We start from the raw sequence: 24335 nt of genomic DNA, 5'->3' as shown, positions 1-24335 counted from the left end.
ATATAATAAATTCATAATAACTTTATATATTTCGTATCGGGGGAACATTGGTTATGACAAAGAGGCAGACGGATTCACTTTATACAAAGGTGAAAGAACAAATTTTAAAGCATATTCACTCTGGCGTTTATCCCGTCGGCTCCCAAATCCCAACAGAGGCGGAAATGTGCAGGATGTACAGCGTAAGCCGTACGACCATCCGTACAGCTCTGCAAGATTTGGAGCGTGACCGTCTACTAGAACGAACGCAAGGTCGTGGCACGTTTGTGAAGCGACAGGAGCTTCAAATGAAGCCGACGCGCAGCTTTGCCGATGACGTGCTTGCCTATGGCAAACGGCCCAGCAGTAAAGTGGTGGAGACAGCCGTTGTGCCTGCCGCCCCACCACTGGACGAACTGCTAGGTATCCCCTTGAATTCAGCGGTGCACCAAATACTGCGTGTCCGATACGCCGATGATGAGCCTGTCCTGTACGAACAATGTCATATTCCGTGGCATCACGCACCTGGACTTGCCCGTGAGTTAACGGAAGGTTCACTCTATGAACTATTGCAGCACAAATTCAATTTACATGTACGTACGTCCACTGAAAAGCTGAAGCCTGTACTCGCCGATCATACAGCGAGCAGGCTGCTAGGCATTAAAGAGGGTGCTCCATGCCTGCAAGTTGTTACGTTATCGTATCTCGACGATGAAAAACCGCTTGAATATACGTATGGTATTTTCCGTGGGGATGTATCCTATTATGTAATTGAAAGAACCTTTTGAACCTACACAAAGAGCTGTCAGCATCAGGTAGCAGGCCCCCATCATCGTACACAGTAGACACAACTCAAACTTCTCCTGCTACCATGATCGGCACATCCCTATCGCAATCGACAGCTCTTTATTTCCGTACTAATGAAGCTCCTGTTAACGAACTTTTGCTTGTTTTGTTCCATATGTGTGTAAATCCTTATGCTTTACAATGCTTTTGCTGCCAAATGAGAAGTAAGCGTCTAACCTTTGTAGACATATAGACTTATAGACATATAGACTGCTCCAATTAACAACGACGTGCCATGCCGCTAACAAAACTTAGCATAAATTGGACCGCCATGCGCGAAGTTACATTACGTACATCAACCGTCGGATCAATACATACAAAGTCAAGCCCTTGCACCTGCGGCATTGCCCCCAACCGATAAAGCGCATCCAGTGCATCCCAGGGATTCATCCCTCCTGTCCCTACAGCAGGACAGCCAGGGGCGTACGCCTGATCAATGACATCGACATCAAAGCTGACGTAGATTGCTTCTGTTTCATGCCCAGCTAACGCTACTGCCTGATCCAACACAGCATCAATTCCGAGACGCCGTACATCACGTGACGTATAAACATGCACGCCGTGACTCTTCACATAATCATGATAAGGCTTAGAATTCATAAATCCACGTATGCCAATCTGGACGATGTGTTTTCCTTCGACGATGCCTGACTCCAATATTCCACGAAAGGGGGTTCCATTTGTGACACCCCCATCTTCGAAGTTACGTACGTCATGGTGGGCATCAAAATGAATAATGCCCACCTTTTTTGAGTCGTAACGTTCGACGAAGGCTTTGACAGAAGGGCACGTAATCGAATGGTCTCCACCTACAATAATGGGGACAATATTAGGCTGTACAGCGTACAAACGTTGCATGCTCTCTGCAATGCGCCGGTGACATTCGCCAATATCAGTTGCGTGCATTCGAATATCACCGAGGTCACGCACAGGAAGATGCTGCAAATCTACGTCATATTCCATGCTATACGTCGTAAACGATTTAAACGCGGCGCGCACTGCTTGAGGCGTGCTAAATGCACCGGAGTGCGAGATAGAAGACTTTGAGAGCGGAACACCAACAATACCTGCTAACAGTTGCTCTTCTCCGTCCCACTGTCTTAGCCAATGCGCTACTTTCGTTTCCATCTGGTCTCGAAATACAGCCGCCTCTGGCGTCGTCAAATAGGGAACATGGCTGCTGCTCATTTAGCATCCTCCACTCGATGGACGAGTTGACGGTCCCATACGACTGTCCGTCCGCGTTTAATAACGCCAAATGTATGGTTGATACCAAAATGATAAGGCAAGTAAGCCAAATTTGGCGCGTTCCACACCGTTAAATCTGCATGTTTTCCTATTTCGATAGAGCCTATGGAGGACTCCCTTCCAATGGCGGCAGCCGCATTTAGTGTGCAGGCCGTTAATATTTCCTCTGGCGACATGTTGAGATTTAAGGAAGCTAACATAATGATTAGTTGAATTGACTCTGTTGGGCATGAACCAGGATTATAGTCTGTTGACAACGCAACTGGCAGTGCAAAATTATCGATCATATCGCGGGCGCGTGCATGCTTTGTCAGCCCCAAATTAAATGATGTGCCAGGCAACACGACAGGGATAACACCCGATTTCGACATAGCGGCAAGTCCTTGATCCGTGGCCGCCAATAAATGCTCTGCCGATATGGCCTGAATCTCCCCCGCCAACTCCGCTCCACCTAGAGCAACGATTTCATCAGCGTGAATTTTGGACTTAAGCCCATAACGCTTGCCTGCCTCCAAAATACGTCTTGACTGCTCCACTGAAAAGACGCCATGCTCACAGAACACGTCGCAAAATTCGGCTAATTTTTCCGCTGCAATTACAGGCAGCATATTTTCAATAATAACTTGAACAAATTCATCTGTTCTGCCCGCATATTCAACTGGGACAGCGTGGGCACCCATAAAGGTCGACACTAAGTCAATGGGGTGGGCTGCCTGCAAGCGCTGCGCTACACGAAGCTGTTTTAGCTCCGTTTCGAGATCTAGTCCATAACCGCTTTTCGCCTCAATCGTTGTTACGCCCTGCAAAAGCATCTCATCTAGGCTTTGCTTGGCTTGGTTATATAACTGCTCTTCACTTGCTTCACGGGTCTTGCGGACCGTACTTAAAATGCCTCCCCCTTGCGCCAAAATGTCCAAATACGGCACACCCGATCGTTTTAATGCCAATTCATGCTCGCGCGAGCCTCCATGAACGAGATGCGTATGCGGATCAATTAAGCCTGGTGTCACCATTTTGCCTGCTGCATCAAGCGTTCTATTAATAGAACGCCCCTCCAGCTTTTGTTGTAACTCCACTTCCTTGCCTATAGCAACGATGCGGCCTTCATGAACGGCAATGGCCGCGTCTGTTATTTCAAAGACATCGCCCATATCGCGACCACGGCGTGCCTGTTGGCCGATCGGGGTGACGAGCCTCCCAATTCCCGTTATGAACAGATCAAGCTGTGACATATAAAGATCCTCCTGTTCCTATGACTGGATTCGCATTGGAATTCGAATCTGATGCTGTTCAGCCGTTTGAATAGCTTCCTCATAACCTGCGTCCACATGGCGAATGACACCCATGCCAGGGTCCGATGTCAGCACGCTGCGCAATCGCTCAGCAGCTTCATCTGTACCATCGGCAACGACTACCATGCCTGCATGTAAAGAATACCCCATGCCCACACCTCCCCCGTGATGCACGGATACCCATGATGCACCTGCTGACGTATTAATGAGCGCATTTAATATCGCCCAGTCGCCTACTGCGTCTGATCCGTCCTTCATACTTTCCGTCTCACGGTTAGGAGATGCGACGGATCCACAATCCAGATGATCACGGCCGATAACAATTGGTGCGCTTAACTCGCCGTTCTTGACCATCTCATTAATAGCAAGGCCAAACTTGGCACGCTCTCCGTATCCAAGCCAGCAAATTCGGGCTGGAAGGCCTTGGAATGCCACCCGCTCGCGTGCCATCGTAATCCAACGATGCAAATGCGCATTGTCTGGAAATAACTTCAACACAAGCTCATCTGTCTTACGAATGTCTTCTGGATCTCCTGACAAGGCTGCCCAGCGGAAAGGCCCCTTCCCTTCGCAGAACAGCGGCCGGATATAAGCCGGTACAAAGCCCGGAAATTGAAACGCATCCTTTACACCTTCGTCATAAGCAACTTGGCGAATGTTGTTGCCATAATCAAATACGATCGACCCCGCCTGTTGCAAATCCAGCATCGCCTGCACATGCAAAGCCATACTCGCTTTTGACAATGCTATATAACGATCTGGATCTTGTGCACGCAGTTCCGCCGCTTCTGCCAAGCTTATGCCGGCAGGAACATAGCCAATTAACGGATCATGCGCAGAAGTCTGGTCCGTAACAAAATCCGGTTTAATCCCGCGACGAACGATTTCTGGATATATTTCTGCCGCATTGCCAAGTAATCCGATTGACAAAGATTTCTTTTCAGTTATTGCGGTCATAGCTAATTTGAGCGCCTCGTCTAACGTCTCTGCGAGTACATCGCAATAACGTGTTTCGATCCGGCGTTTAATCCGCGTTCGGTCCACTTCAACTGCAATGACAACCCCACCGTTCATCGTTACGGCTAACGGCTGCGCTCCCCCCATACCACCTAATCCTGCTGTCAGTGTTAACGTACCTGCAAGAGTACCCCCTGCATGCTGTCGTGCCGCTTCAGCAAATGTTTCATATGTTCCTTGTAAAATACCTTGCGTGCCAATATAAATCCAGCTGCCTGCTGTCATTTGTCCATACATCATTAAGCCTTTTTGCTCAAGTTCGCGGAAATGCTCCCAATTGGCCCAGTTAGGTACGAGCACAGAATTGGAAAGTAATACACGTGGTGCACGCTCATGTGTACGAAATACACCTACAGGCTTGCCGGATTGAATAAGCAGCGTTTCATCACTTTCTAGTCGTTGCAGTTCACGTATGATAGCCTCGTAGGATGGCCAGTTGCGGGCAGCCTTGCCAATACCACCGTATACGACCAAATCTTCTGGGCGCTCAGCCACATCCGGGTCTAAGTTGTTCATCAGCATACGCATTGCCGCCTCTTGAACCCAACCTTTACAGGATAGCTCCGTTCCTCTTGGTGCGCGAATCGTTGTTGTTTTTGTATTCATGGACATACTCCTCCTCAAGAGAAAAATAGTGTTGAATCGAAAAACAAACCTTTCTACGAACAAGTGATTGTGGCTGATTGGAGGGATAGCTAGTAAAATTAATAAAGTGGTCCGCTTACATCCTCAATGTATGTTAGAAATTCCCCTTGCAGCAATGCCTCGGCGAGCCGCTCAATATCAGCACTGGTGGAACGATCCGTTAATACAGGCGGCACCAACGCTCGCACCTTATCAAATAATACACGTGTTGCTGGTGCAAGCAGTTCTTCCCCGCGAAACTGAATCGCTTCTGCTGCGCATATCAGCTCAATAGCAAGCACCTTGGCTGTATTCGAGATCACTTGTGCCGCATGCCGTGCCGCGGTTGTCCCCATAGAGACATGATCTTCCTGATTCGCAGAAGATGGAATCGAATCAACGCTTGCTGGATGCGCAAGCACTTTATTTTCCGACACTAAGGATGCGCTTACATATTGCGGAATCATCATGCCGGACGCGATGCCAGGTTGATGGCTCAAAAAAGCTGGCAAGCCACCAGACAGTGCCGGATTCACCAGCCGTTCTGTTCTGCGCTCTGAAATGTTAGCAAGTTCGCTCATGCCAATCTTGAGGAAATCCATTGCAAAAGCGATCGGCTGCCCGTGAAAATTGCCACCTGATATAACGATCTCTTCCTCCATGAACAATAACGGATTGTCGGTGGCTGCATTCATTTCGATCATGAGCTTCTCCTCAACGTAAGCTAACACTTGTCGGGTTGCACCGTGCACTTGCGGCAAACAACGAAGGGAGTAAGCATCTTGTACACGTAATTCACCTTGCCGTGTCGTTAGTTTGCTGCCCGTCAACAAAGCACGCAGGTTTTTCGCCACTCCAATCTGCTCAGGATAAGGACGAACCTGTTGAATCTCCTCTGCAAACGCGTCCGTAATGCCTTGCAAACATTCCGTAGTTAGCGCTGCAATTACATCGGCCATTTTTGCCAGATGCTGCGATTGGATGTACGCCAAAGCACCGATTGACGTCATAATCTGGGTACCGTTAATAAGCGACAGTCCTTCTTTCGCCTGCAACTGGATCGGCTTCAGTCCTGCTCGCGCCAGCGCCTCTTTCCCTGACATACGTTCACCTAAATAGAGTGCCTCTCCCTCTCCCATCAGTACAAGCGCCAGATGTGACAAAGGTGCTAGGTCACCACTTGCTCCTAGTGAGCCCTGCTCAGGTACGACAGGATGCACACGTCTGTTCAAACAATCAAGCAGCAATTGCAGTGTCGTCAGCCGAATGCCGGAATAACCTTTAGAAAGCGCATTGGCGCGAAGCAGCATTAAGGCTCTAACGGTTGCCTCAGGAAGGGGTTGACCAACAGCACAAGCATGGCTTCGAATCAAATTCGCTTGTAACTGCGCGCTGTCTTCAGGCGAGATAGTCACATCACTGAACTTGCCAAACCCTGTTGTGACCCCATATACAACCTTGTTCGACGCCACTAAATTTTCGACCATCGTTCTACAATCCGCAACACGTTGCGCCGCTTCTTCCGCAAGGACTACAGGTGTAAAGTCATAAGCGATAGCACGTACTTGCTGTAAGGTTAATTCTTGTCCACTTAATACAACAGCTGCTGGAACAAAGTCATTAGATGTTGATTGTACCGCCAATTTTGTCATCCCCTTTCTTGCTTTAGCAAAAGAAAGAGGCTGTGCGGAATGTACTACCTTCCACACAGCCTCTTAGTAAAAGAGTGAACTATGAAATTGTTATCCCATCTTCGATGTTCGATAAAAATCATGAGCCACACTCTTTTCTCAGGTATTTTTAACCATTTGCTCCACTATTACATGTGTATGTCGTTCTGTCAAGTCCCGTGCACAGGATTACGTTAAATTTTATACTTTTAAGCACACGCTCGTCCGTACTCCGGCAGCGTTGGTACGTTCCAATGCAGGACTTTGTCCGATGCCAGCACCTGAGCCGGTTATAAGCCACACTTTTTGCTGAAGACGCATCTATCAAACTTCTTAACCAGATACTAATATAAGGTTTGCATAAGGAATCGTATCTCCTGTACGAACGACTGCTCGCGACTGTTCACTTAACGCTTTCAATTGAACGTGTGGTACAGTCACGATTTTAATATGCGGAAAATCCATCTCCAAGGCTTCAACATGCTTGGGACTAATGTTCCACATCTCCTCGGTAATGATAATCCGATCGATGCTGAACTCTGAGTGAATTAAACGCACCACATCCAACACTGTTGGCAAGTTATCTGTCAGCGCCAGATCGATCCGTTCTACGTGAACAGGGATCGGGAAGCCACGGTCTGACACTGTAATATAATCTGTATGTCCTGCCTCTGCCAACACGCGGTTAAGCTGAGGATGAAGAATACCGCCTTTTTTCATCGCGCTGCCTCCATCCTGCTTTGTGAACTTAAATCAGCACGCTGCTCCAACGTAATCTGTTCTCGCAATGTAGGCAAACATCGTTTAAGATGGTATCGTTCAGCTTGATTCCAGACGGTAACACTAACCAATTCCCAACCTGACATCCCTAATTGTTGCAGCTCTATAGTTGATTCTGTGCTTATATACTCCCACTGTACGTACATTTGGTCCTCTCCTTTGTGCGACTCCGCTCTCTATCTAACACGTCCATTGTAACGCCACAATTCGGGCAGGAGCGCCACTGCTATCCCTTATCTTTACAGGCATCGCAAACACATGCCACTCCCCTTGCAGCAGTTCCGTATCATTTAGCTGTAACCCTTCCGCAATCCAGATGCCTGCTCCTAACAAAATACGATGCGTCTCTTCATTGTCGTGTCCGGTTCCCCCGATGCTGAAATGATCGATGCCAACAGCTTTCACCTGATGATTCACCAAATACTGCGCGGCCTCATTTGACAAATAGGGGGATTCATAAATCCACTCCTTAGTCCACGCCCGCTTCTCCCCCCAACCGGTATAAAATAAAACGATCGCATCCGCTGCTAATTGGTTACAGTAAGGAGTAATATCCGAAACTACGATCGGTTCACCTGCACTTTTGGTAGATACATTCACTAGCACCAGTCTCCCTTGGAACTGATCAAGCGGGAATTGATCAAGCGTCTTGTCAAATTCACCCAAATGAGCTGGCGCATCCATATGTGTGGCAGTATGAAGATTCATCGTGATCTGTTCCAGTTTCCAGCCATCACGTGGGCCAATACAAATATAATCTAGCTTGGGTGGCTCAAATGCGGGAAGCACTGGACAGAGATGATACAATTCCTGCGACAGGTCCACCATCTTTTTGATACTTGGAATACGATCCACTCATTACCACCTACCGTTCCATATGGTCATCGGGCTGCGCCGCCTTAACCGTCAATCCGCCATCCACCATCAGTAGATGTCCATTTACCTGCATAGCCTCATCTGAAGCAAGGAACACAACAGCATCACCAATCTGCCGGGCGGTTCCGAGTCGTTTCATCGGATTGGCTTGTGTTTCTTTTTCACGCATACCAGGTGCCGCTAAATATTCCGTGCACATGTCCGTATCCACCGTGCTTGGTCCGACCGCGTTTACATTAATGTTGTAAGGCCCAAGCTCAATTGCCATTCCTTTGGTCAGCATATGTGCCGCTGCTTTAGAGGACTGATAATGCGGAATAACCGGACTCGTCACAACAAGGCTTGCCGTGGACAATACGTTTACAATTTTGCCGTATCTCTGTTCCATCATCGAAGCGGCTGCACGCTGCGAACATAAAAAGATCGATTTCACGTTTGTTTGGTAAGTCCGATCCCACGTTTCTTCTGTCACCTTCAAAAACGATTCAAACGGTGCTATGCCCGCATTGTTCACGAGAATTTCCACTTGACCTAACTTGTTTTCTATTTCTTGGAACATATGTTGTACATCATCATATTTACCTATATCTGCTTTTACGATAATAGCTCGGCGTCCGATCTCCTCGACCTTCCGCTTCACTTCCTCAGCCTCGGATTTAGACGCATCCGTGTAATAATTAATGGCGACATCAGCCCCTTCCTCAGCTAAACGAATAACGATAGCTTTACCGATGCCGCGACTGCCGCCGGTTACGAGTGCAATTTTATGAAGTAAACGCATCATACTGTACCTCCACCTTTCATTATTTAAGTATTTGCCTTCGGGATAAATGCAATTTGGGTACTAACTTTTGAATACGGTTACAAACCTGATTAAACAAATGGAACTCTGGATACGCAGCAAACGATATGTGGTACCGATAACATTTTGTCGCATCGATATCTTTGCCACCTAGAAATTATATCAGTTGTCCCCCTACTGATAGGCTTGATGGCCCCGTTTTGGAATGCCTTTTCAGATTGTGTACATGCACATAACCAAACATAATGTCCTGCTTCAGCTTTACGCTGCGCTGCTGCCCCCGTATGACACCATACAGCTCATCTCCGACTTCACAAATTGAAATACGGTCGCTACATGATCACATTCATCCATCACAATCATTGGAGCAGCCGCCAGAATCGGAACGGACATCAAAACACCTCCATTTATTGGTGTGATACCGATATCTCAAAATTATCACTTAACCCCCTTGCTGTCAATTCAAATATTCGACTACAATAGAGAGAGTGCTTTTTTTTCAAGGATGATCACATTTCACACGGAGTGATAACAACGAATGACCACGATATATGATATTGCCAAACTTGCCAACGTATCACCGATGACGGTGTCGAGAGTGATTAACAATAACGGCAGAGTAAGTGATAAGACTCGTGCCAAAGTAAAGAAAATTATGAAAGACTTACACTATGTGCCCAATTCTATGGCGCGCAGCCTTGTCCTGCAACAAAGTCACATTATTACGTTGCTAATTACAGATATTACGAACCCGTTTTATACTACAGTGGCACGCGGTGCAGAGGATGCTGCGAACCGTAATGGCTACAAGCTGATGTTTGGCAACACAGATGAAAGTCTGCTAAAAGAGCAGGAGTATGTTGACACTTTTCTCTCCATGCGAGTTGACGGGGTTTTGTTTGCGCCTGTCGGCGACGATTCCAAGCCGCATTTGGAACGGCTGCAACAAAATAATATGCCGCTCGTGCTGCTCGACAGAGAGGTGCCTGGCGTTACAGCGGATGCTGTCATCGGCGACAGTAAAGATGGCGCGCGCAAGCTGGTTGAACTGCTCATTCAGCAAGGGCATACCCGAATTGCGCTCGTAAATGGCTCCAGTCATGTTTCTACGGCACGTGAGCGTTTAAATGGATACGTGGAAGCTTTAAAGCTGAACGACTTACCTGTAGATCCAAGCTATGTTACTGAATGGAAATATAATCAGACTGGTGGTGATCGCGAAGTAATCCGTAGCTGGATGGACCGTGAGGATCGGCCTACTGCCATTTTCGCAGCTAATAATATACTTGCGCTGGAGACGTTAAAGCTGCTTCGTTCGATGGACGTCCGTGTACCCGACGACATCTCATTAGTAAGCTTTGATGACTTCGGACAAGCTGATGAAGTGTCACCGTTTCTAACCGTCGCTTCACAGCCTGCTTATCAATTTGGCGTTCTCGGTATGCAAATGCTTATTGAGCGTATCCAGAACAATGAACAACCTGCACGCAAGCTGGTGCTGCCATGTTCTCTTATTACTCGAGCATCCAGCATACCGCCACTCCACTTGAGTTGATCATCTTGTATCCTCATCCTGTTCAGCTCTTAATCAAGCAAAGCCTTCAGCCTTCCATTCAGGAAATGACTTAAGGCTTTGTGTTGAACGGTGCAAAACGATACCCGCAAGAAACGATTAAAATCGCGGCGGCTGCACTGCTCATCATCGATACAATCCATATACCGTATGCATAAATAGAGATGCCTCCTCGCAAATAACTGCTTAATCCAAAAATGGCTAACGTAGTCATCGCAATCAGCAGCCAATAGGTCCATTTTACCGATACCGCTATGTAATGAGCAGGTTCATGCTCCTTATCTCTAATTTGATAGGCCCACACGATCACACAAATACCGCCGATAAGCGTGCTGCCATGCTGGGCCAGCTTATACAATGGAACGTGCCAGGGACCAATCTCTAACGAAGCCGCCAATAGAGGGATTCGAGTGACCGCATAACCTTGCACATGCGTAAAGGCATCCCACAACACATGGGTAGTCATACCTAGCAGCGCAGAATAAACAAATCTAATAACGGAATAAAGGGAGTGGATCTCCCACGACAAAACGGCATGAGTTCGATACCAGGTTGGGATTGGTTCCGGTAAATGTGGAATAAGTATTCGTTTTACGATACGGTGATAAAGATAACTGCATATGAACACAAGCGGCAAATTAAAATACAAAAAACCTAACCATGAATGTCCGATAAGTCCGTGTGGTTCGAAATATATAAAATATTCAAAATCAGGTGCCATACTTCCTAGCACAAGCGCTGTGAAGCAAAACATATGTTTTCGCTTATACAAAGGAACTACAGCAGCTGGATGCGCCAACGTAAATGGCATATACTAACCTCCTTTATTTACATATATCCTTATCGATTGTAATACTGCATCTTCGTCCAACAGCAAATACACTCGGTATCGAGAGTTTGCAAACCGATCTGTTGCCTCATCACCGTACTGATTATATAGCACTGCTGCCAAAGTCCTTTTTATCAGCTTATACGAATGGCTCATCCGATTCAATCTCTCTCCCCATGCACTGCTCATTGACTAGAACTACTTTCCGACAGCTCAGCCTTAGATACAGCAACAGGTTGAGAAAAACACACCATAATTAGCAAATTAGTACACAAAACTATAACATATAGCTTTCGTCTGTTGTCTCCTTCGGCTCATTGCTGTATAATGAATTAGCAAACATATGTTTGCATCGACAACAAGATATACATAATGAAGGAGGACAATATGAAAGGAAGGACCCATCTTGGGATAGGCTGCGCAATCGGCGTGGCAGTTGCAGCCTATTATCCCTTTACTTGGCACAATGCCACACTCTACATTGCAGTGTCAGCCTTTTCAGCGCTCAGTGCTGATCTGGATGGGCCAAGTTTATTAACAAGCAAGCTTGGGAAGGTATCCAAGCTGCTGCGTGAACTAGGACTGTGGTTGGGGGCGCTGATGGTAACAGGTATCATCTATTTATACGCCAACAATTATGAGGTAGCCCCAGCTCTCTCGTTATGCGCCATCGCAGTTATGCTGCTTGGTATTGTAGCACGAGATGGATTTATTCGGAACGTACTCGCCTGTTTAGCTGGCTGCGTAGTAGTCTACTTCGGATTTCGAGAACAGATGGATTGGCTGCTGCTGCTCGGCTTGTTTGTCGCTATTGCGCCATGGCTCAAGCATCGAGGCATGACACATACGATCTGGGCCGTCCTCCTCTGGGGATATATCGGCTCTGGTCTGGAACACTATTTGCAGCTTGAAGGTATTATGTGGGCTGCAATTTTAGGATATGTCTCTCATTTGGCAGCAGACACACTCACACCAAGAGGTGTAAAGTGGCTATTCCCTCTTTATAAGAGGTCGATCCGTCTTCCCTTCTAGTTGACGTCCCACACCAAGTTCGCTTTTAAGTCTAACTGCGATAATAGATATGGAATACAATAAGGGCAGTCCTCCGCTATGATGCGGTAAGACTGCCCTTAGTTCGACAAGTTATCTGTACATACTTATTATAGATTGTTAATCGACCTGCTTCTTCACATCTAGTATATCCAGCAGGAAGACAAAGATCGGAATACCGATAATTAACCCCCATACCCCCATAAAATGCTCGGAGAACAAGAGAACCAAGAACGTATAGAACACAGGCAGATGTGTCTTGGAAGACATCAGCTTCGGATTCAGCATGTAAGCCTCTATAGCGTGAATAACCGTAATTAAGACGATCACATAAATGATATACTTCAGTCCGCCAATGCTGAACGCAATCGTACATAGCGGAACTAATGATATAAACACACCCGCTACTGGAATAAGACCCAATACAAATATTATAAGCGCTAATCCGATAAGTTGCGGGAAGCCAAGCATCCACAAGGCGAGCGTAGTCAGAATACAGTTAATCAGCGCGATCAGCAACTGCGTTTCGAGAACTTTTCCGAATGTCTGAACAAATTTGACACCAAAGTAAGCCACTTCGTCAAAGAACCAAGATAGTTTGCTGGACTTAAATTGTGCTGTAAATTGAGTCACCTTGGTTTTCTCTAGCAGGAAAAATAAACTCAAAATTAAAGAAATAAACAATTGCAAACCAAAATGGCTTATTTTAAACACAAAATCCATACCTGGCTTGATATAGCCTTTAATGTCAAACGAATGCAAGAATGACACAACGTAATCAGGGAGCCCGTTAGCCCTTGGATGTGTGTAAATGGCCACAATATAATGGTACAACTGTAGTACCTGCTCCCATATCATCGGGAACAGCTTATACGAACCGAGTACAATAATAGCTACAAGCAGGACGTACAGTACCGGCAGAACGATCTTGGGGTGAATGCGCATAACCCTGTCAAGCGGTTTGGTCACCATCTCATGCAGCCTGCCCATTAGAAAAGTAAAAATAAACGTCAGCAATATAACGTTCATCATACTTCTAACGCTGTACAACACCAAACAGAAAAGAGCCAGTATGGCAAATCGTCTAACGCTTTTACTCTCAACAATCCTCTTCCAATCCATAAGATTCCTCAATTCTATTTAAGTAGACTGAACAATTGATTATACGTATGACATCATAAAAAGAAACAAATACTTCATTATCATAACGTCTACCCAATTATTTTACAAATATTGAGCTTCATCTAGCAAGGTATATAATCAAGCGTACCTTGTAAAGCCCCTTTATACATACTTATTCACGATTGTTAAGGTTTCTTCCAATTTTTCCTCCTATCATAAAAATAACCAGACAAGCCGCGCGGCAATGCCTGGTTATTCACAGTATTTAACTTTTAATCCGGTGATCCAGATGCGTCAACTCTATTTAAATGAGGTTGATCTCCCCATTGTAACCGAAATTATTGCTGTCTCGATACAAGATATAAAGCGATCCATATTAGTGCAAATCCGGTAACTTGTGCTGTTGTCACCATTTGTTGAAACACAATCCAGTTCATCAACATACCTACTAACGGAAACGAAAGTTCAGCCAGTGTTGCATAAGAAGCCTTTGTTGTTGACAAACCTCGATAGTACAGCAGCAGACTTACAAGTCCTGGAAGCAATGCTTGCAGCAAAATATAAAACGTCACCGTGCCCCATTCGGTACTAGACACGTTCCAACTTGGTGCTTCCGACCACGTAATAACAAACAACAACGGGAGCGCTAGCAAGAAGCGTAATGAAGTTACTGTTTCGTACTTCATCTTTCCAAGCATATATCTGCCCATCACTGTCGAGCCGCCCCATAGAAACGCTGCCCCTAATGCCAGTAAACTGCCTGTTCCAACCACATCATTCATGTGGCCAACTGGTGATGACCAGCCAAACGTTAACAAATAGGTGCCTATTACAGCTAGCAGGAGCAACGATGAGAAACCTTTTGGCAATGACTCTTTAAGTAGAATTCTCGCCAGCAATACGGCGAATATGGGTTGCAGCTTCTGTAGCAGCAGAACCCCATTTGGATTCCCTTGTGCGAAAGCATCTGTAAACATAATCGTTGCAAACACGGAGCCGCCCCAAGAAATAAACAGGAGCGCAAACAAGTGACGCCATGAACACCCCTTTAACTCATGGCGATGCAGCCATAAGACAGGTGCCGCAAATACAAACAAAATCAAATGTTCAATCAGTACAATTTGTGATGATGTTAATAACTCTAACAACAACACACGGAACAAAGGTCCGATGCCCCATAAAGCAGCTCCCATTGCAACCAGCCATACGCCAGTCCGTGAGCTCCCCATTTTGCCTTGATCCACGTTTAATCGGTTCTCCATATTCAATAACCTCCCAAGGTCGTCGAATATAGGATCTTTACGTGCTTGAAGAAGACATACCCCACCCAACTATAGAACTATAGCTGGTTGTGGTATCAGCGAATTTCACTTTCGATCTGTAATTACAGTCATCCTGTGGAAATGCTTGCCAACATGCGATCTTCTTCCATCCGGACTATACCGTCGGCCTTGGATTCTCACCAAGTCAGTCGCTGTACACACTTGCTGTACTGCGAGTCGCGGGCTTAGCGTCAACTACCGCCTCACCGCCGGTCAGGAATTTCACCCTGCCCTGAAGATCCTACTTCAAAAGTATGTAGTAACAAGTCAGCCTAAGTACAGATTGACTTGTCCCGCTTTTTATTATACCGCCATTTCACTATAGAGCAATGATGATTTTTGTAATTGACAAATTGAACTTACATGCCTATCAAGTAGTTCAAGCACAATTAGCGTTTCGGCATTTTGCTCTCATCCATATATAGCAGGTTCCAGCGATGCCCGTCCAGGTCGGCAAATGCTGCGCCGTACATCCAACCGTCCGTGTCACTCGGCTTGCCAAAAATGGTTCCTCCCGCAGCCTCTACTTGTTGAATACAGGCATCTACGTCTTCTCTGCTTTTAGCACCAATAGAAAATATAACTTCTGCGCTTTGGGAAGTATCTGTAGCTTTTGTGCCTGTAAACTGCTCAAACACCGCATTTGGAAACAGCAAAATGGTGGTTTGGCCAATGACAAGCTTGGCCCTCTCCGTCCCAACGCTATCCGCTTGGAATCCGATGTCATTAAAAAAGGCAGTTGACCTTTCAACATCTTTGACCGGCAAGTTAATCCAAATCTCCTGTGACATGGCTGTAGCCTCCTACAATATATTTCAAACTACTCCTACTATACTCTACCTGTTACGCAAATCAAATCCACTTCTTGATGTGATTATCGTGCTTTATTTCCAAAAACATTCAGTTTATTTCACTGCCTATATTCGCACAATAAAGTAAAGCATACTTGGTAAGACTACAGTTTCCTGCAAAGGGGATACATATGTTACGAAAAGTTGTCGTTGTCCTGCTCTGCTCCTGCTTATCTTTTTCAACCCTAGAAGTTCATGCCTGGCCTTCCCAAAAAAGCAGAGAAGAGTATGAGAAGCAGGGCCACATTATATGGGAGGCAAAAACCGATCAACCCATAATGGCTTTAACTTTTGATGATGGACCTGATCCAACGCAAACGATCGCTATATTAAATGTTTTAAAAAAGTATGGTGTAAAAAGCACCTTCTTTGTTCTCGGACGCAGAGTGAAACAACATCCTGAAATTGTTAAAAAAGTGATGGCCGACGGGCATGAGATTGCTAATCATACGTTCTCTCATGCCTATTTCAACGCTGGATCAACTTCTTCCTTTATTCGCCAGGAGATAGAACGGACCCAGCTTGCTGTATATGAAGTAACAGGCGTAAAGCCAACTTTGTTTCGGCCACCTGGTGGTAATTACAATGATCGTATCATTAACACAGCTCACCTGCTTGGGTTGAAATCGGTGATGTGGTCATGGCATCAAGACACAAAAGACTGGACGCATCCAGGTGTCCACAAAATATGTGACAAGGTGCTAAAAAACGCACACAACGGAGATATCGTGTTATTCCATGACTACGTGCCAGGAAAAACACAGACCGTGCAGGCGCTTGAAACCATTTTACCCGAATTACAAAAAAAAGGGTTTCGTCTTGTTACGGTTTCTGATTTGATACGGCAAAGCGGCAACCAACAAAAAGTTAATCAACCTGATAATCACCGTGCCAAAGCAAAGCATGTTGTGAAATAACAAAAAGGGAGGCATTACATTACATGTTAAAACCATATGTAGCTTCGATCGTAATCGTCGGACTTATGCTAGTCTCAACGGCAGCATGGTGCACTGACGTTTATGCACATCAAGGCCCAGCTTATCACTTTGGCTTCAAAAAAAGCCAAAATGGAAGTATGCCCTCCATTAATGAGGAAGGCTTTAAACCTATTGTTGACAAATACGGAGCCGTATTTCTGGGAGATACAAGTCGCAAAGTATTATATTTAACTTTTGACAACGGCTATGAGAATGGATTTACAGGTAATATTTTGGACACATTAAAGGCAAAAAAAGTGCCTGCTGCCTTTTTTGTAACCGGCCACTATGTAAAAACACAGCCCGAGCTTCTAAAACGAATGTATGCTGAAGGACACATTATCGGTAATCATTCTTGGAGTCACCCGGATATGACGCAAGTGACGTCCTCACGTTTGCGGGAGGAATTGGACAAAGTACAGACAGCTGTGTCCCAAGTTACAGGTCAAAAGGAGATGCGCTATCTTCGTCCGCCTCGTGGTATTTTTAACGATCAAACCTTATATGCAAGCCAACAATTAGGATATGTGAACGTATTTTGGTCCATCGCCTACAAAGACTGGGATGTTAATCAGCAAAGAGGGTCGCAATACGCCTATGAAAATGTTATTAAGCAATTACATCCTGGGGCTGTCATTCTTTTGCATGCCATCTCAAAAGACAATGATGGCGCCCTCGGCCGTATTATAGACGAGGCGAATAGACAAGGCTATCAATTTGTTAGCTTGGATGAGCTGACTGCTGGCAAGCGCTGAGCTTTGGCCGTTTCAATTCATATCTTTTGGCTCGTTTGACTAGTTTGAGCAAAATAAATCCCCTTGGCCCTTAGCCAAGGGGATTTATTTGCCCCGTAAATGAAGTCGAAAGTTTGAACTCTTGCTTGAGCTGATGGACAAGCTCACCTAGCGGCAGCACACGATCTACTTCGCCTACGCCTTGCCCCGCAGACCATATATCTTTCCAAGCCTTCGCCTTCATTTCCAAGTTCACAACTTTCGCTTGATGCGCTGACTCTGTTAAATTTACGTTTATCCCTGCGGTTTCTAAACTGCGCTTTAAATAATTTGCCTTTACTCCGCTCACCGCATCTGTATACATAATGTCATCCAAGGAGGATTCAATCAGCATTTGCTGATAAGCCTCATTCGCACCGCTTTCAACCGTTGCAATAAAGCGCGTCCCCATATAGACTGCGTCCGCTCCAGCCACGATGGAAGCATGAATATGCTGACCATTAGAGATGCAGCCTGCTAAAATAGTTATCCCCTTCCACCAGCGTTTTACTTCTGCAACAAACGCATATGGGTGGATCGTGCCCCCATGACCGCCAGCTCCATTACATACCAAAATAAGCCCATCAACACCACAATCGGCTGCTTTTCTCGCATGTGCAATCGTACTCACATCAGATAACACGATTCCGCCATAGTCATGTACAAATTGTACCACTGATGCCGGATTGCCGAGTGAGGTTATGACGATTGGAGGCTCATGCTTACGAATTAGCGTGGTATCCTCCAGCCAACGTTTATTGCTGCGATGAACAATCAAGTTAACTCCCCACGGGCCTACGTTCTGTTCAGGATGTGAGTCACGGAACGCTGTTAAATCCTGTTTAATGGATGTCATCCATTGATCAAGTTGCACGGAACTACGGGCATTCAAGAGGGGAAAGGTTCCAACGAGTCCTGCACGGCAGCTTTCCATGACCATACGGGGAGTGGAGACAAGAAACATCGGGGCCACGATGACTGGCAAGGATAAATCGTGTAACCAACGTGAGGATAACATCAAATGGCTCACCTCTTTTTTCGTTGAGAAAGCACTTTATATGGAGTGTATTCGACTACGCTGTTTATCATGCCTGTGAGCACGTCTTCTACTGTGGGTTAGCTTCCCGCTTTTTAGAAACGTCTTTCGCATTAGCCGCTGCTAAGCCAAAAAGCACCGCTACATTTTAGCAAGTGCTTTTAGGTGCTTTTTCTAACCTTGACTGCCGTTAATGCTAACACAGCCGCTACGGCCCCTGTAATCGCAAGTGTCACAAACAAGCTATTATCCGAACTACTCATAAGCAGTGATGCCACCATAGGCCCTGCTGCCACCCCTACAAAGCGCATGCTGCTGTACAAGGAGCTAATCGTACCACGCTGTTCTTTCTCAATCCCTTCTGTAATAAAGGAGTCGAGACATGGCAATGACGCACCCAACCCCAATCCTGCCACACTGAGGCATGTCATGAGGCCCACAACAGACTGAAACAACAGACAAAGGCTAACTGCAACGGTTGATACTGTAAATCCAATACACACGATCCATTTCATCGCATATTTATTCTCACCGATCAGCTTGCCTGCCACGTATGAAGCTACACTAAGGACAGCTAATGGGATCGCGATAATACAGCCCTTTACTATTCCTTTGTAGCCATGAGCTTCTTCTAATGTTTCTGACAAATAAAATAGCGAGCCGAACAACATAAACATACCTATACCGCCGATAATAAACAGAGCTATTAACCATCGGAAATTGCTTTTAATTAACTGGCATGTAGTATGCAAAAAGTCGCGCACAGGGACAGCTTTATGCTCGGTTGAGACAGCCGGTTTCTTGACTAGAAACAACACCAGCACGATGGAAATTAAGCATAAGACGGGCACAGCCCAAAAGGGCAAGTACCATACAATGGCCACTAACGCCGAGCCTATAATAGGGCTTAACACTTTCCCGCATGTGTTGGACGTTTCAATCAGGCCAAGACCACTGCTTACATCCTTCTCATTTTTAAACATGTCCCCGACTAACGGAAGCACAATCGGCATCGCCCCCGCTGCTCCAATTCCTTGCAGCACCCTGCCGATCAAAATAATAGTATACGATTTGTCCATCCAGACGGCCGCAGCGCCGCATACACCACCACCAATACCGGCAATCGCCAGACTTGGAATAATAACCGCTTTACGCCCAATGCGGTCAGATAAATAGCCTGCAATCGGTATTAAAATAATGGCCATTACGGAATAAGCTGTAATGAGCAGACTTGTTTGGAAAGAACTGACTTTAAGCTGCCTCCTGATTTCAGGCAATACAGGAATTAACATGGAGTTGCCTAACGTCATAATTAGGGGGATAGATGAAAGCGCTAGTAAATCAGATCGCTTGTCCGCTTGCAATATCGGCACCTCCGCACATTTAACCCATTTACGGACCTTAAACAGCTTCCTAAAATGATAATCTGCACTTCAATGCCATGAATTATGCTTGCCCAGTTAAGAAGAGCACGGTTTCTTTAAAGCGGATTGAGTTGGATACATGCCTGCTTGCCGCTTAATTGAATACCCGATTGCTTGCTGCCGGCATGTGTCAAGTCCGCGAGCATACGTTGCAGCAGCGATTTGGCTTGTTCGCCTTCTTTACCTGTTATTTTGACGACCAGCAAGACCGAATCTCCTGATTTTAACAATCTCTCCGCTTGATGAAGCTTCGTTTCAAAATCGTGATCTTCTATTTTGGCCGTAAGTCTAATTTCTTTCACCTTAGCATTTTGTTCTCGTTTGCGGGACTGCTGCGCTTCTTCTTTTACTTTGCCTGATCGAACTAACCTGCAAGGAGGCGGACTGCTCATTAATGAGGTGCATACTAAATCAACTTTATACTGCTTTGCCAACACTAGCGCCGCTTTTGTGGACATAATACCTAAGTCTTCCCCTTCGATCCCTGTCACATGGACCTCTGCCGCTTTTATTTTTTCATTCTTTATCATTGTGATAACCCCTTTAGCTTCGCTATAATGAACCCATATTAACGTGATTAAGGAGATTAAGCAATGAACGCTAAAGAAATGGAACAACAAATGATTCAAAGCTATCAGCAGGATGAAAATATGATGATTCTTGTATTTGCGCAATGGTGCGTCAACCATAAGCTCGACCCGGAACAGCTGTACCAGCGTGCATATCCGCAGCAAACTGCTAATCACGCCTTGCAGCAAGCTGTGGAGTTAACCGTTCCAGCTGATGAAGCTGGTGAAATACCGGATGACACGCTGCTTGGTGTACTTTCCTTATTTGGGAACGAAGACTTGGCTTACGTCGTTACTGAAGAAATTCAAAAGCGACCTCCTGCGAAAAAATAAGAGGAACAAAATACAACCGACTGCCCGATTTAAGGGCAGTCGGTTGTATTTATTCAGACGAGCTTTCCTTTTTGTCTTACAACGTGATAAATCACGTAACCACCTAGAACGATAGCGATGACAATTGCTACAGGCATTAAATAGGCCTTGGCTATTGGCGCAACGTCTTTCCATCTCGGCCCGAGCCGGTACCCCAAATACACATACAAACTAGTAATCGGCAGCATGGCAGCATACGTGTAAGCCACAAATTTAGTAAGACTCATATTTGCCATTCCGCATGGCAATGATATAGCCGTCCGTACGCCTGGAATAAATCTCCCAAAAAAGGCAACTCCCGCGCCATACTTAGCAAAGAACCGTTCCGAGGCTACTATTTCCCGCTCGCGAATCAAGAAATACTTTCCATATTTCAAAATAATAGGTCTTCCCCCATATTTGCCAAGCGCATATAAAGTAAGCGGTCCTGTGACGCCTCCTATGGAGCCAGCTAGTATGGCTAGCCACAAATTCATATCACCTTGAAACACCCAGTACCCCACTAAAGGCAGCACGATCTCCGCAGGAATAAATTCAAATGTGAGTGCAATAATAATACCCGCATAAGATAATTGCTTGAAATGCTGTAAAATATCAATAATAAACGATTCCATTCCTCACCTCATGAAGCTTTGCCAGAAAGAGCTGATTTTTTTAATACAAGCCATACTTGCCCCGCGATAAATAAGGAAGAGCATACACCAAATACAAGTCCAAGTGTCATCGCAAGGGAAAATAACTGAATTGATTCACTTCCGAATACATATAAAATTAACGAGGCTACCATGACTGTAAGTCCCGTATTGAGTGACCGTACTAATGTCTGATTAATGCTGTTGTTAACAAGCGCTGACAAATCATGAACGTTTTTTAAGGTAGCAAATCTTAAATTTTCACGGATGCGATCAAAAATAACGATCGTATCATTAATCGAGTATCCGATAATGGTAAGAATTGCAGCAATAAACGGCAGATTCACTTCCAACTGTAACAAAGAAAATAGACTGATGACCATAAAAGCGCTAAATAACAATGCAAGTACCGACGCAAGCGCAAAACGCCATTCAAATCTCGCCGCGACGTAAATAATAATACCGATGCTGGCAATTAAGACTGCATAAATGGCTTTTAAACCAAGCTCTTGCGCAATTCCCGGGTCAACTGTATGTTCTTCGCCAGATACTTGATCCCCATAAATCATACGGAAAGCTTGTATAATGGATTCCGCCTCACCCGTGTCATTGTTCAGCACCTTGTCAAAACGGATCGTAATTCGATCCTGTTCTGTTCCTCCGATCGTCATAGTGCCCGGGACCAGCCCGGTTGCTTCAACAATCTGCTCCGCTTCCGTCTTTGTTATTGATTTTCCAATTGAAATGTCAATGGATGTGCCTGCTTTAAAGTCCACTCCAAAATTAAAACCTAACGTCATAAGCGAGATAATGCCTGCCACTGTCATTGCTAGGGACAGGCTGAATGCTACTTTGCGATATTTTAAAAAGTCAAATGTCCATTTTGTTTTGTTATGGTGACGTGTGTTTGCTTGCTCAGTAATAGGAATGATCTGGGATGGCTTCACACCCAGATATTCAGGCTTCGTGATCAATTGACTTTTGAGCAGTAATTGCAGCAGAAAACGAGCAAAAATAACATTTGTCACAATACTTAGAATTATGCTTAAAATAAGGGTTAACGCAAAACCTTGGATCGCACCTGTTCCCAAATAATAAAGTACAGCCCCTGCTAAAATAGTAGTAATGTTCGCGTCCATAATCGTCCGGAAGGAATGCTTTGATCCCTCCTTTAATGCGGAGACCATACTTTTTCCGCTGCGAATCTCCTCCTTGATCCGCTCATACGTAATAATGTTGGCGTCCACTGCCATACCAATGCCGAGTACAAATGCAGCAATCCCAGGCAAAGTAAGTGTTGACTGGATCGCATTCATCACAAGCAGAAGCGCCCATGCATACGTAATTAAGGAGATGCTGGCCACAAGTCCAGGAACACGATACAAAATAATCATAAACAATAAAATAAATATCGAAGCCAGCGTGCCCGCCTTAACCGTCTGATCCAATGATTGCTGCCCTAATGTTGCGCCTACAGATTGTGTATATTTTTCGGTCAGCTTAAGTGGCAGCGCCCCCATATTAATGACCTCAGCCAATTCGCGTGCCTCAGCTTGTGTGTAGCTGCCTGTGATCGATGCGTTGCCATCTTTTAACACCGTTCTGACAACAGGTGCGGACAGCTCTTCCTCATCCAAATAAATAGAAAGCGGCTGGTGAAGCAGTTTCTCTGTAACTTGCTTTAGCTTCTCTTTGTCACGTACTTTGATCTGAATTAGCGGCTGATGAAGATCATCAAAGCCAACTTGGGCAGCACCTTCCACAAAATCACTGCCGTGCAGCTCGACCTTGCCGTCAGGACCTCTAAACGTCAAGTTAGCTGGCTTCTTCATCATTTCTCGAACCGTTGTCTCGTCGGCCACGCCAGCAATTCGCGCACGAATACGGTTCGTACCTTCTGGTGTCACTTCCGGTTCAGCCACGCCGTAAGCATCGGCGCGTTTTTCTAAGCTCCGTGCCGTCTGACGCAGTGCTTCCTTCGTAATCGTTCCGCCTTCTTCTACTGGCTGTGCTTCATATAGAATCTCAAAGCCACCTTTGAGATCAAGTCCTAGTTTGGTGTTCTGAATAAGCTGTGGTGAAGTTACTGCAATAATGGTAAATGTCACCACAACCGTTAATATAAATGCGCCAAGTCTTTTCATTTTCATCATGTAACGCTCCCTTTAATCGGCAATGTAAGCTGAAAAAGAGCAGCACAAAATAAACAGGCCGCCCTGCTGCTGTTAAAGAGAGCTAATGATAGCTGTCGTAGTCCGTTTGATGGGCATTAGAAATAAACGTCTTATAGCGGTAGCAATATACGTGGAATGATGAGGGAAGCTTATTCGTCTAATGGAGCTAATAAACAAACGATACATCACTACAATCAGAATCAAATGCAGCAATGTATATTTAACAGATTGCGTCGATTTGCGTACAAGTAATATATCGGCCGATTCCAAGCTGCTGCCAAATTCTATAGTTTGGTGAATAGTAGGTTCATTATGTGCAGCAAGCAACGGTAAGCATAATGAACCTACCAGCACAAGCACCATTAGTATAAGTGTGAACAAATGATTTCGTCTGTGAGTCTGCTTTGTCAACTTGCTGCACCTCCCTACCGTAATTTAAAGCATAATCTTATCATACAGAGCAACAAGCAAACAAGCGATTAAACAATCAAGGGTTT

The 24335-nt window shown here is 45.4% G+C and carries 25 protein-coding genes and 1 riboswitch; of the genes, 6 read left to right on the top strand and 19 right to left on the bottom strand.

What is annotated here, in order from left to right:
- Window positions 1–53: 53 nt before the first annotated feature.
- On the top strand, window positions 54–767 hold the full coding sequence (locus tag H509_RS0112515; RefSeq protein ID WP_036696999.1) for a GntR family transcriptional regulator: 714 nt from the start codon (window positions 54–56) through the stop codon (window positions 765–767).
- Between the two features lie 277 nt (window positions 768–1044).
- On the opposite strand, the gene hutG is transcribed toward H509_RS0112515, so the two are convergent.
- The 9 genes from hutG to H509_RS28585 form a co-directional block, all read right to left on the bottom strand.
- Window positions 1045–2013 (bottom strand): formimidoylglutamase, encoded by a 969-nt coding sequence (gene hutG / locus H509_RS0112510; protein ID WP_028545384.1) that lies wholly within the window; start codon window positions 2011–2013, stop codon window positions 1045–1047.
- A complete protein-coding gene (gene hutI / locus H509_RS0112505; RefSeq protein ID WP_028545383.1) occupies window positions 2010–3305 on the bottom strand; it encodes an imidazolonepropionase in 1296 nt (431 codons plus the stop codon). The genes hutG and hutI overlap by 4 nt, the downstream gene beginning before the upstream one ends.
- 18 nt (window positions 3306–3323) lie before the next feature.
- Window positions 3324–4988 carry a urocanate hydratase gene (hutU, locus tag H509_RS0112500; RefSeq protein WP_028545382.1) on the bottom strand — a complete coding sequence of 555 codons (1665 nt, stop codon included), beginning with the start codon at window positions 4986–4988 and terminating at the stop codon, window positions 3324–3326.
- A gap of 98 nt (window positions 4989–5086) precedes the next feature.
- Window positions 5087–6658: a histidine ammonia-lyase gene (gene hutH / locus H509_RS0112495; protein WP_157277648.1), complete on the bottom strand. Its 1572-nt coding sequence runs from the start codon at window positions 6656–6658 to the stop codon at window positions 5087–5089.
- A gap of 351 nt (window positions 6659–7009) precedes the next feature.
- On the bottom strand, window positions 7010–7396 hold the full coding sequence (rbsD, locus tag H509_RS0112485; protein ID WP_028545380.1) for a D-ribose pyranase: 387 nt from the start codon (window positions 7394–7396) through the stop codon (window positions 7010–7012).
- Window positions 7393–7602, bottom strand: coding sequence for a hypothetical protein (locus tag H509_RS25135; protein WP_051287028.1), 210 nt, complete (start codon window positions 7600–7602; stop codon window positions 7393–7395). Before H509_RS25135 ends, rbsD begins: the two co-directional genes overlap by 4 nt.
- A 34-nt stretch (window positions 7603–7636) precedes the next feature.
- Window positions 7637–8311, bottom strand: coding sequence for a cyclase family protein (locus H509_RS0112475; RefSeq protein ID WP_245596033.1), 675 nt, complete (start codon window positions 8309–8311; stop codon window positions 7637–7639).
- Between the two features lie 10 nt (window positions 8312–8321).
- Window positions 8322–9116: an SDR family NAD(P)-dependent oxidoreductase gene (locus H509_RS0112470; RefSeq protein ID WP_028545378.1), complete on the bottom strand. Its 795-nt coding sequence runs from the start codon at window positions 9114–9116 to the stop codon at window positions 8322–8324.
- Between the two features lie 279 nt (window positions 9117–9395).
- Window positions 9396–9527, bottom strand: a complete 132-nt coding sequence (locus tag H509_RS28585) for a hypothetical protein (protein ID WP_281169731.1) — start codon at window positions 9525–9527, stop codon at window positions 9396–9398.
- Between the two features lie 145 nt (window positions 9528–9672).
- On the opposite strand from H509_RS28585, the gene H509_RS0112460 reads away from it, so the two are divergent.
- A complete protein-coding gene (locus H509_RS0112460; RefSeq protein ID WP_028545377.1) occupies window positions 9673–10689 on the top strand; it encodes a LacI family DNA-binding transcriptional regulator in 1017 nt (338 codons plus the stop codon).
- Between the two features lie 70 nt (window positions 10690–10759).
- Here the strand turns inward: H509_RS0112460 and H509_RS0112455 are convergent, their stop codons facing one another.
- Window positions 10760–11518 carry a DUF4184 family protein gene (locus H509_RS0112455; RefSeq protein WP_028545376.1) on the bottom strand — a complete coding sequence of 253 codons (759 nt, stop codon included), beginning with the start codon at window positions 11516–11518 and terminating at the stop codon, window positions 10760–10762.
- 405 nt (window positions 11519–11923) lie between these two features.
- Here H509_RS0112455 and H509_RS0112445 point away from each other — a divergent pair, with 405 nt between their 5' ends.
- The gene (locus tag H509_RS0112445; protein ID WP_028545375.1) at window positions 11924–12568 is read left to right on the top strand and encodes a metal-dependent hydrolase; all 645 of its coding nucleotides are present in this window, start codon (window positions 11924–11926) and stop codon (window positions 12566–12568) included.
- A gap of 138 nt (window positions 12569–12706) precedes the next feature.
- Here the strand turns inward: H509_RS0112445 and H509_RS0112440 are convergent, their stop codons facing one another.
- From H509_RS0112440 to H509_RS0112430, 3 genes are all read right to left on the bottom strand, one after another.
- Window positions 12707–13708: an AI-2E family transporter gene (locus H509_RS0112440; RefSeq protein ID WP_028545374.1), complete on the bottom strand. Its 1002-nt coding sequence runs from the start codon at window positions 13706–13708 to the stop codon at window positions 12707–12709.
- Between the two features lie 338 nt (window positions 13709–14046).
- The gene (locus H509_RS0112435) at window positions 14047–14970 is read right to left on the bottom strand and encodes a DMT family transporter (protein ID WP_084159169.1); all 924 of its coding nucleotides are present in this window, start codon (window positions 14968–14970) and stop codon (window positions 14047–14049) included.
- Window positions 14971–15124: 154 nt separating this feature from the next.
- Window positions 15125–15274, bottom strand: a riboswitch (FMN riboswitch).
- Window positions 15275–15419: 145 nt separating this feature from the next.
- Window positions 15420–15821 (bottom strand): VOC family protein, encoded by a 402-nt coding sequence (locus H509_RS0112430; protein ID WP_028545372.1) that lies wholly within the window; start codon window positions 15819–15821, stop codon window positions 15420–15422.
- A gap of 191 nt (window positions 15822–16012) precedes the next feature.
- On the opposite strand from H509_RS0112430, the gene H509_RS25130 reads away from it, so the two are divergent.
- Both H509_RS25130 and pdaA read left to right on the top strand, forming a co-directional pair.
- Complete coding sequence (locus tag H509_RS25130) at window positions 16013–16798, top strand: polysaccharide deacetylase family protein (protein ID WP_051287027.1); 786 nt, start codon at window positions 16013–16015, stop codon at window positions 16796–16798.
- A 65-nt stretch (window positions 16799–16863) separates the two neighbouring features.
- Window positions 16864–17613 (top strand): delta-lactam-biosynthetic de-N-acetylase, encoded by a 750-nt coding sequence (pdaA, locus tag H509_RS0112420; RefSeq protein WP_245596066.1) that lies wholly within the window; start codon window positions 16864–16866, stop codon window positions 17611–17613.
- Window positions 17614–17683: 70 nt separating this feature from the next.
- Here pdaA and H509_RS25125 read toward each other — a convergent pair whose 3' ends face one another.
- The 3 genes from H509_RS25125 to infC all read right to left on the bottom strand — a co-directional run bounded on the left by H509_RS25125 (window position 17684) and on the right by infC (window position 20621).
- A complete protein-coding gene (locus H509_RS25125; protein ID WP_036696996.1) occupies window positions 17684–18649 on the bottom strand; it encodes an NAD(P)H-dependent flavin oxidoreductase in 966 nt (321 codons plus the stop codon).
- Window positions 18650–18828: 179 nt separating this feature from the next.
- Window positions 18829–19977, bottom strand: a complete 1149-nt coding sequence (locus H509_RS0112410) for an MFS transporter (RefSeq protein ID WP_051287130.1) — start codon at window positions 19975–19977, stop codon at window positions 18829–18831.
- Between the two features lie 170 nt (window positions 19978–20147).
- Entirely contained in the window at window positions 20148–20621 is a 474-nt protein-coding gene (gene infC / locus H509_RS0112405; protein ID WP_028545369.1) for a translation initiation factor IF-3, read from the bottom strand.
- 63 nt (window positions 20622–20684) lie between these two features.
- Here infC and H509_RS0112400 point away from each other — a divergent pair, with 63 nt between their 5' ends.
- Window positions 20685–20993 carry a hypothetical protein gene (locus tag H509_RS0112400; RefSeq protein ID WP_028545368.1) on the top strand — a complete coding sequence of 103 codons (309 nt, stop codon included), beginning with the start codon at window positions 20685–20687 and terminating at the stop codon, window positions 20991–20993.
- Window positions 20994–21046: 53 nt separating this feature from the next.
- Here the strand turns inward: H509_RS0112400 and H509_RS0112395 are convergent, their stop codons facing one another.
- The 3 genes from H509_RS0112395 to H509_RS0112385 all read right to left on the bottom strand — a co-directional run bounded on the left by H509_RS0112395 (window position 21047) and on the right by H509_RS0112385 (window position 24249).
- Window positions 21047–21646, bottom strand: a complete 600-nt coding sequence (locus tag H509_RS0112395) for a DedA family protein (RefSeq protein WP_028545367.1) — start codon at window positions 21644–21646, stop codon at window positions 21047–21049.
- An 8-nt stretch (window positions 21647–21654) separates the two neighbouring features.
- A complete protein-coding gene (locus H509_RS0112390; protein ID WP_051287025.1) occupies window positions 21655–23814 on the bottom strand; it encodes a protein translocase subunit SecDF in 2160 nt (719 codons plus the stop codon).
- A gap of 75 nt (window positions 23815–23889) precedes the next feature.
- Window positions 23890–24249: a hypothetical protein gene (locus H509_RS0112385; RefSeq protein ID WP_028545365.1), complete on the bottom strand. Its 360-nt coding sequence runs from the start codon at window positions 24247–24249 to the stop codon at window positions 23890–23892.
- Window positions 24250–24335 lie beyond the last annotated feature (86 nt).

It is taken from the genome of Paenibacillus taiwanensis DSM 18679 (assembly GCF_000425125.1).
In the GTDB taxonomy this organism is placed as follows: Bacteria; Bacillota; Bacilli; order Paenibacillales; family Paenibacillaceae; genus Paenibacillus_B; species Paenibacillus_B taiwanensis.
This window is presented reverse-complemented; position numbering and strand designations above follow the sequence as displayed.